Raw genomic sequence first — 8,163 nt, forward strand, 5'->3', positions numbered from 1 at the left:
GATCGGTCAGCCGCTGGGCCGGCAGATCCTCCAGCTCCTCTCCGGCCTCACGGGTCTGCTGCTCCTGCCGCTGCTGGTCGCCGCCGCCCTGGAGGGGCTCGGCACCTTCCGTTCCGCCTCGGCGCTGCGGCGGCCGCCGCACGGGCTGTCCGGGCACGTGGTGCTGCTCGGCCTCGGCAAGGTCGGCGCCCGGGTCCTGGCCCGGCTGCGCGAACTCGGCATCCCCGTCGTCTGCATCGAGCGCGACCCGCAGGCGCGCGGCATCGCCCTGGCCCGCTCCCTGCGGGTGCCCACCGTCATCGGCGACGTCACCGAGGACGGTGTCCTGGAAGCCGCCAAGATCGGCGACAGCCGCACGCTGCTGGCCCTGACCAGCAGCGACACCACCAACCTGGAGGCGGTGCTCTACGCCCGCTCGGTCAATCCCGGGGTCCGGGCGGTCATGCGGCTGTACGAGGACCGGTTCGCGAGCGCCGTCTACCGGACGCTGCGCGACTCGCACCCGCAGGCGTGGACCCGCAGCCGCAGCGTCTCGTCGCTGGTCGCGCCCGCCTTCGCCGGGGCGATGATGGGGCGTCAGATCCTGGGGGCGATCCCGGTGGAGCGCAAGGTGATACTGATCGCCGCGCTGGAAGTGGCGGGCCACGCGGCCCTGGAGGGACGCAGGGTCGCCGAGGTGTTCTCCCCGGGCGCCTGGCGGGTCCTGGCGCTGGACCTCGGCACGGCCGAGGAGGGACCGGAGGCGACCCGGCTCGGGCTGCTGTGGGACCTGCATCCGGGGTACGTGTTCCGGCCGGAGGACCGGGTGATCGTCGCCGCCACCCGGCAGGGCCTGGCCGAGCTGCTGCGCGCGCCCCAGCGCGCCGCGTAGCCCGGGCCACCAGGACTTCCGGACCCCAGGACTTCCGGACCGCAGGACTACCAGACGTCCCCCGGCCGCCAGTCGCAGGTCAGTTCCCCGTCCAGGTCCAGCGCCGCGTCCACGGGGAGGACGAAGACGCTTCCGTCCTCCTCCGGCGTACGCCGCACGCCCGTCGGGGCGAGCACGGACGTCGGCCCGCGCCACGGCCGCCAGCCGCGCCCCGTGTACAGCGGCACCGCCTCGTCGGCCGCGCCCAGCGCGCCGAGCCGGTAGCCGCCCCGGCGCAGCACGCCCTCCAGGGCGTCCATCACGGCCGAGGCGTGGCCCCGGCGGCGGTGGCCCGCGCGGACCGCCACACCCTCGACGTACCCGGCGCTCAGCGCGTGCCCGCCGTGCAGCAGCCGGCGCTGGACCAGCGAGCCGTGGGCGACGAGCAGGCCGTCCGACCACACCAGGACGTGCATGCCGCCCACGGTGTGGTCCCAGTCGGCGTCGGAGAAATCGCCGTCGAACGCCTCGTCCAGCAGGTCCCGGACCGCCCCCAGGGCGGCCGCGTCGAGTCCGGAGGTGTGGGTGATGAGTACATCGGCCATGGGTCCATCCTCCGGAGAGAGGCGTCAGGACCGCGTCAATACCTGACGTCAGGCGGACCTCTGCACCAAATGTCCGAAAGCGTGGCCGTAAGGTCGACAAAGCGCGACGGTGCTGCACCGTCGCGGGACCGAAAGACAATGGGGCCATGGGACGCGGCAACCTTCGCATCTATCTCGGCGCGGCACCGGGCGTCGGCAAGACCCACGCCATGCTGTCGGAGGCGCACCGCCGCGTGGAGCGCGGCACCGACGTCGTCGTGGCCTTCGTGGAGCACCACGGCCGGCCCCGCACCGAGGTCATGCTGCACGGCCTGGAGGAGGTGCCCCGCCGGGAGATCGTCTACCGCGACTCCCGCTTCACCGAGATGGACGTGGACGCCGTCCTGGCCCGCCGCCCGGCCGTCGCGCTCGTCGACGAGCTGGCCCACACCAACGTCCCCGGCTCCCGCAACACCAAGCGCTGGCAGGACGTCGAGGAGCTGCTCCAGGCCGGCATCGACGTCGTCTCCACCGTCAACATCCAGCACCTGGAGTCGCTCGGCGACGTCGTCGAGTCGATAACCGGCGTGCGGCAGCGCGAGACCGTCCCCGACGAGGTCGTGCGCCGCGCCGACCAGATCGAGCTGGTCGACATGTCCCCGCAGGCCCTGCGCCGCCGCATGGCGCACGGCAACATCTACAAGCCCGACAAGGTCGACGCCGCCCTCTCCAACTACTTCCGCCCCGGCAACCTCACCGCGCTGCGCGAGCTCGCCCTGCTGTGGACGGCCGACCGGGTCGACGAGTACCTGCGGCAGTACCGCACCGAGCACGACGTCTCCACGATCTGGCAGGCGCGGGAACGCATCGTCGTCGGCCTCACCGGCGGCCCCGAGGGCCGCACCCTCATCCGCCGCGCCGCGCGCATGGCCGCCAAGGGCGCCGGCGGCGAGATCCTCGCCGTCTACATCGCCCGCAGCGACGGCCTGACCTCGGCCTCGCCCAAGGAGCTGGCGGTCCAGCGCACCCTCGTCGAGGACCTCGGCGGCACGTTCCACCACGTCATAGGAGACGACGTCCCGGCGTCGCTGCTCGAATTCGCGCGGGGGGTGAACGCGACGCAGATCGTGCTGGGCTCCAGTCGCCGTAAGACCTGGCAGTACGTCTTCGGGCCGGGCGTCGGGGCGACGGTCGCCCGCGACTCCGGCCCCGACCTGGACGTGCACATCGTCACGCACGAGGAGGTCGCCAAGGGCCGCGGGCTGCCCGTGGCGCGCGGCGCCCGGCTGGGCCGCGGCCGCCTCACGGCCGGCTGGCTCGCCGGTGTGGCGGGCCCCGCGCTGCTCAGCCTGCTGCTGACGACCGTCGGGCCCGAGCTCGGGCTGGCCAACGACATGCTGCTGTTCCTGTGCATGACGGTGGCCGCGGCCCTGCTCGGCGGACTGCTCCCCGCCCTCGCCTCGGCCGCCTTCGGCTCCCTGCTGCTGAACTACTACTTCGTCGAACCGGTCCACCGGTGGACGATCACCGATCCGAAGAACATCATCGCCATCGTGATCTTCGTGGTGGTCGCGGTCTCCGTGGCGTCCGTGGTGGACCTCGCCGCCCGCCGCACCCATCAGGCGGCCCGGCTGCGCGCCGAGTCCGAGATCCTCTCCTTCCTCGCCGGCAGCGTCCTGCGCGGCGACAACAGCCTCGGCTCGCTGCTGGAACGGGTCCGGGAGACCTTCGCCATGGAGTCGGTGGCCCTGCTGGAGCGCTCCGGGCCCGCCGAGCCGTGGACGCCCGTGTGCAGCGTCGTCACCGCCTCGGGGCGCCCCCTGGAGCGGCCCGAGGAGGCGGACGTCGACATGCCGGTCGGCGACAACATGGCCCTCGCGCTCTCCGGCCGGGTGCTGCCCGCGGAGGACCGGCGCGTCCTGGCCGCCTTCGCCGCGCAGGCCGCGGTCGTCCTCGACCGGCAGCGCCTGGTGGGCGAGGCCGAGCGGGCCCGGCAGCTGGACGAGGGCAACCGCATCCGCACCGCTCTGCTGGCCGCAGTCAGCCACGACCTGCGCACCCCGCTCGCCGCCATCAAGGCCGCGGTCAGCTCCCTGCGCTCGGACGACGTCGCCTGGTCCGACGAGGACGAGGCCGAGCTGCTGGCCGGCATCGAGGACGGCGCCGACCGCCTCGACCACCTGGTCGGCAATCTGCTGGACATGTCCCGCCTCCAGACCGGCACCGTCACCCCCCTGATCAGGGAGATCGACCTCGACGAGGTCGTCCCGATGGCCCTGGGGGGAGTCCCCGAGGGCAGCGTCGGCCTCGACATCCCCGAGAGCCTGCCGATGGTCGCCGTCGACCCCGGGCTGCTGGAGCGCAGCGTCGCCAACATCGTCGAGAACGCCGTCAAGTACAGCCCCGACGGCATGCCGGTCCTGGTCTCCGCCAGCGCCCTGGGCGACCGCGTGGAGCTCCGCGTCGCCGACACCGGGCCCGGCGTCCCCGACAGCGCCAAGGACCGCATCTTCGAGCCCTTCCAGCGCTACGGCGACGCGCCGCGCGGCGCCGGGGTCGGCCTCGGCCTCGCGGTCGCCCGCGGCTTCGCCGAGGCCATGGGCGGCACGCTGACGGCCGAGGACACCCCCGGCGGCGGCATGACCATGGTCCTGACGCTGCGGGCCGCCGCGGGCGTCGCGCGGGTCGTCCCGGACCTCCCGGCGCAGGCCACGACGTGACCCCCAAGAACCCCAGGACCCCGGGCCCCGAGACGGGGCCCGCACGAACAGCAGAGGTGGATGCCGCATGAACCGGGTGCTCGTGGTGGACGACGAGCCGCAGATCGTCCGCGCCCTCGTGATCAACCTCAAGGCGCGGAAGTACGAGGTCGACGCCGCGCCCGACGGCGCCACGGCACTCCAGCTCGCCGCCGCCCGCCACCCCGACGTGGTCGTCCTCGACCTCGGCCTGCCGGACATGGACGGCGTGGAGGTGATCAAGGGCCTGCGCGGCTGGACCCGGGTCCCGATCCTGGTCCTCTCCGCCCGCCACACCTCCGACGAGAAGGTCGAGGCCCTCGACGCCGGCGCCGACGACTACGTCACCAAGCCCTTCGGCATGGATGAGCTCCTCGCCCGCCTGCGGGCCGCGGTGCGGCGCGCGGAGCCGACGGGCGCGTCGGCCGCCGGCGACGACGCGATCGTCGAGACGGACGTCTTCACGGTCGACCTCGCGGCGAAGAAGGTCAACCGCGGCGGCCGCGATGTCCGGCTCACGCCGACCGAGTGGCATCTGCTGGAGGTACTGGTCCGCAATACGGGGCGTCTCGTGAGCCAGAAGCAGCTGCTCCAGGAGGTCTGGGGGCCGTCGTACGGGACGGAGACGAACTACCTGCGGGTGTACATGGCGCAGCTGCGGAGGAAATTGGAGCAGGATCCTTCACATCCGAAGCACTTCATCACGGAGCCGGGAATGGGGTACCGGTTCGAGCTGTGACCCGGAATGGGGTACCGGTTCGAGCTGTGATCGGGCGCGAGGTGCGCCCGCAAGGTGCCGCTACGCTGGTTTCATGAGCTCCGAATCTCGTCCCGAGAAGCCGACCGGCCGGTTCCGCCGGATGCTCGACCGGCTCTCCTCCTCGCAGGAGGAGCTGCACCACGCCGAGCTCCAGCAGGACGCCGAGGCCACGGGCGCCACCCCCATATGCGACTGCGGCGACCGCCAGGTCGTCAAGGTCGCCGGCACGCTGCGGACCGTCACGCTGCGGCCGCGCGCCGGGGTGCCCGCGCTGGAGGCCGAGCTCTTCGACGGCTCCGCCGCGCTCGACGTGGTCTGGCTGGGGCGCCGCTCCATCGCCGGTATAGAGCCCGGCCGTAAGCTGATCGCCTCCGGCCGGATCTCCATGAGCCGCGGCCGGAGGGTGCTGTTCAATCCCCGATACGAACTCCGACCGCTCGGACAGGAGTAGCCGTTGACGTCTCTCGACAAGCCCGCCGGCCCCAGGGGCCCCCAGGCGGCTCCGGCCGACTCGCGCGCGGCCACCGAGGCCGCCCTCTTCGAGGCGTTCGGCGGAGTGCGGGGCATGGTGGAGACCACCGTCCCCGGTCTGGTGTTCGTGGCGTTCTACACGATCAAGCGGGACATCCACCTTGCGGCGATCGCCGCGCTCGCCCTGTCCCTGGCCCTCGGACTCGCCCGGCTCGCCCGCCGGGACACCCTCAAGCACGCCTTCGGCGGCGTCTTCGGGGTCGCCTTCGGCGCGGTCTTCGCGATGATGTCCGGCGACGCCAAGAACTTCTACCTGCCGGGCATGCTCTACACCCTCGGGCTGGCCGTGGCGTACATCGTCTCGTCGCTCGCCGGGTTCCCGCTGCTCGGCCTGATCCTGGGCCCGGTGTTCAAGGAGAACCTCTCCTGGCGCACCCGCAACCCCGGCCGCAAGGTCGCCTACACCAAGGCCAGCTGGGCCTGGGGGCTGATCCTGCTCGCCAAGTCGGCGATCCTCTTCCCGCTCTACTGGTGGGGTGACGCAACCTCGCTCGGCTGGGTCAAGGTGATCCTGGGCATCCCGCCGATGCTGCTCTCCGTCTATCTGACCTGGATCTTCCTGGCCAAGGCGCCGCCGCCGATCGACGTCTTCGCGGAGATGGAGGCGGCCGAGGCCGCCGAGCGCGAGGCCAAGGCCACGGCCGAGACGTAGCCACGCGGCACGGACCGCGGCACGGAAGGGGCCCCGGGAGAACTCTCCCGGGGCCCCTTCCGTGCCGTACGCGGTGACCTCAGTCCGTCGCGTCCTCGCGGCGCACCGACAGCAGGTCCTCCAGCTGCTCCTCGCGGGCCGGGGCCGCGACGAACAGCAGCTCGTCGCCCGCCTCCAGCGCGTCCTCCTTGTTCGGGGTCAGGACGCGGTTGCCGCGGATGATGGTGACCAGCGAGGTGTCCTCGGGCCACTCCACGTCGCCGACGCGGGTGCCGGCCAGCGCGGCCTCCGGCGGCAGGGTGAGCTCCACCAGGTTCGCGTCGCCCTGGCTGAAGCGCAGCAGACGCACCAGGTCGCCGACGCTCACGGCCTCCTCGACCAGCGCGGACATCAGGCGCGGCGTGGAGACGGCCACGTCGACGCCCCAGGACTCGTTGAAGAGCCACTCGTTCTTGGGGTTGTTCACCCGGGCCACGACCCGCGGCACTCCGTACTCGGTCTTGGCGAGCAGCGAGACGACCAGGTTGACCTTGTCGTCACCGGTCGCCGCGATGACCACGTTGCAGCGCTGCAGCGCCGCCTCGTCCAGCGAGGTGATCTCGCACGCGTCGGCCAGCAGCCACTCCGCCAGCGGCACCCGCTCCACGGAGATGGCCGACGGGGCCTTGTCGATGAGCAGGACCTCGTGCCCGTTCTCCAGCAGCTCGCCGGCGATCGAACGGCCGACGGCGCCGGCCCCGGCAATGGCAACCCTCATCGGTGACCCTCCTCGGGGCCCTGGGCGAAGGCCGCCTCGACCTGCTCCACCTCGTCGGTGCGCATCATCACGTGCACCAGATCGCCTTCCTGCAACACCGTCGAGGACACCGGCAGCATCGCCTCGCCCAGCCGGGTGATGAACGCCACCCGCACGCCGGTCTCCTCCTGGAGCACGCTCACCTTGTGGCCCACCCACGCCGGGGACACGGGCACCTCGGCGAGCTGCACCCCGCCGCTGGGGTCGCGCCACAGCGGCTCGGCGCCGGACGGCAGCAGCCGCCGCAGCATCTGGTCCGCCGTCCACCGCACGGTGGCCACGGTCGGGATGCCGAGCCGCTGGTAGACCTCGGCGCGGCGCGGGTCGTAGATGCGGGCCGCCACGTTCTCCACGCCGAACATCTCGCGCGCCACCCGGGCCGCGATGATGTTCGAGTTGTCGCCGCTGCTCACGGCGGCGAACGCGCCGGCCTCCTCGATCCCGGCCTCGCGCAGGGTGTCCTGGTCGAAACCGACACCCGTCACCCGGCGGCCGCCGAACCCGGAGCCCAGACGGCGGAACGCCGTCGGGTCCTGGTCGACCACGGCCACCGTGTGGCCCTGTTGCTCCAGGGTCTGCGCCAGGGCCGAGCCCACGCGCCCGCACCCCATGATCACAATGTGCATGCCTACTCTGCCCTCGTCGCGGACGTACTGCACCACCGTATCCGTAACCCCGCGCCGACCGGGCGGCGGACCGCCGACAAGCGCGCGGGCCCGCCGCCGGAGCCCTCCGTACCGCGGGGCGGGCCGCCGGGGAACCGGTGGTGGCCCCGGCACAGCGAAATCCCCGCGTCCGGGACCCGGGCGGCGGCCGGACGGCCCGGGGTGGTGGTGGGACCACCATCCGAGGGCCCACTCGGGTGCGCTGCGCACCTGTGCCCGGAGGGGCCTCGACCCGCACCGTTGTAGAGCAGCCATAACCAGCGGATCCGTGCGAGCGGAGAGTGGGGGATTTCGATGAGTGGTGTTGCTCTGTACACGAGGGCCGAACAGCGGCGGCATCATGCATCGGCCGGTCTGGAGACGCAGGATGTGGTGCTGGCGGAGTTGTGTGCGGTGTTGTTCGCGTCGTTGCCGCGCAGTGATCAGCGGCGGCGGGGTGAGGCGTATGTGCGGGGTCTGCTGGGTGCGCAGGGCAGGAAGTCGATCCGGAATATCGCGGCGTTGATCGGGGGGCAGGCGGCGGAGCAGTCGCTGCATCATTTCATTTCGTCGTCGACGTGGGACTGGTCGCCGGTGCGGCGGGCGTT

The 8,163-nt window shown here is 72.5% G+C and carries 9 protein-coding genes; 6 read left to right on the forward strand and 3 right to left on the reverse strand.

What is annotated here, in order from left to right:
• A partial coding sequence (locus AB0K09_RS25405) for an NAD-binding protein (RefSeq protein ID WP_366067702.1) occupies positions 1-871 on the forward strand: 871 nt, incomplete at its 5' end.
• Positions 872-918: 47 nt separating this feature from the next.
• Here the strand turns inward: AB0K09_RS25405 and AB0K09_RS25410 are convergent.
• Positions 919-1,455: a GNAT family N-acetyltransferase gene (locus tag AB0K09_RS25410; RefSeq protein ID WP_366067703.1), complete on the reverse strand. Its 537-nt coding sequence runs from the start codon at positions 1,453-1,455 to the stop codon at positions 919-921.
• 146 nt (positions 1,456-1,601) lie between these two features.
• On the opposite strand from AB0K09_RS25410, the gene AB0K09_RS25415 reads away from it, so the two are divergent.
• The 4 genes from AB0K09_RS25415 (at position 1,602) to AB0K09_RS25430 (ending at position 6,115) form a co-directional block, all read left to right on the forward strand.
• Positions 1,602-4,154, forward strand: coding sequence for an ATP-binding protein (locus AB0K09_RS25415; protein WP_366067704.1), 2,553 nt, complete (start codon positions 1,602-1,604; stop codon positions 4,152-4,154).
• A 67-nt stretch (positions 4,155-4,221) separates the two neighbouring features.
• A complete protein-coding gene (locus AB0K09_RS25420; protein WP_366067705.1) occupies positions 4,222-4,911 on the forward strand; it encodes a response regulator in 690 nt (229 codons plus the stop codon).
• A gap of 73 nt (positions 4,912-4,984) precedes the next feature.
• The gene (locus tag AB0K09_RS25425; protein WP_366067706.1) at positions 4,985-5,383 is read left to right on the forward strand and encodes an OB-fold nucleic acid binding domain-containing protein; all 399 of its coding nucleotides are present in this window, start codon (positions 4,985-4,987) and stop codon (positions 5,381-5,383) included.
• Positions 5,384-5,386: 3 nt separating this feature from the next.
• Complete coding sequence (locus AB0K09_RS25430) at positions 5,387-6,115, forward strand: DUF3159 domain-containing protein (protein ID WP_366067707.1); 729 nt, start codon at positions 5,387-5,389, stop codon at positions 6,113-6,115.
• 79 nt (positions 6,116-6,194) lie between these two features.
• Here the strand turns inward: AB0K09_RS25430 and AB0K09_RS25435 are convergent, their stop codons facing one another.
• A complete protein-coding gene (locus tag AB0K09_RS25435; protein ID WP_366067708.1) occupies positions 6,195-6,872 on the reverse strand; it encodes a TrkA family potassium uptake protein in 678 nt (225 codons plus the stop codon).
• Positions 6,869-7,537 carry a TrkA family potassium uptake protein gene (locus AB0K09_RS25440; protein ID WP_366067709.1) on the reverse strand — a complete coding sequence of 223 codons (669 nt, stop codon included), beginning with the start codon at positions 7,535-7,537 and terminating at the stop codon, positions 6,869-6,871. The genes AB0K09_RS25435 and AB0K09_RS25440 overlap by 4 nt, the downstream gene beginning before the upstream one ends.
• 333 nt (positions 7,538-7,870) lie before the next feature.
• On the opposite strand from AB0K09_RS25440, the gene AB0K09_RS25445 reads away from it, so the two are divergent.
• Positions 7,871-8,163: transposase (locus AB0K09_RS25445; RefSeq protein ID WP_366067710.1), on the forward strand; the 293-nt coding region annotated here is incomplete at its 3' end.

Source organism: Streptomyces sp. NPDC049577 (assembly GCF_040675635.1).
Taxonomy (GTDB): Bacteria; Actinomycetota; Actinomycetes; order Streptomycetales; family Streptomycetaceae; genus Streptomyces.

Bases quoted from the DNA above. Each gene is read 5' to 3' on its own strand.
- AB0K09_RS25410 (WP_366067703.1), bottom strand. From the start codon at position 1,455: ATGGCCGATGTACTCATCACCCACACCTCCGGACTCGACGCGGCCGCC.
- AB0K09_RS25415 (WP_366067704.1), top strand. From the start codon at position 1,602: ATGGGACGCGGCAACCTTCGCATCTATCTCGGCGCGGCACCGGGCGTC.
- AB0K09_RS25420 (WP_366067705.1), top strand. From the start codon at position 4,222: ATGAACCGGGTGCTCGTGGTGGACGACGAGCCGCAGATCGTCCGCGCC.
- AB0K09_RS25425 (WP_366067706.1), top strand. From the start codon at position 4,985: ATGAGCTCCGAATCTCGTCCCGAGAAGCCGACCGGCCGGTTCCGCCGG.
- AB0K09_RS25435 (WP_366067708.1), bottom strand. From the start codon at position 6,872: ATGAGGGTTGCCATTGCCGGGGCCGGCGCCGTCGGCCGTTCGATCGCC.
- AB0K09_RS25440 (WP_366067709.1), bottom strand. From the start codon at position 7,537: ATGCACATTGTGATCATGGGGTGCGGGCGCGTGGGCTCGGCCCTGGCG.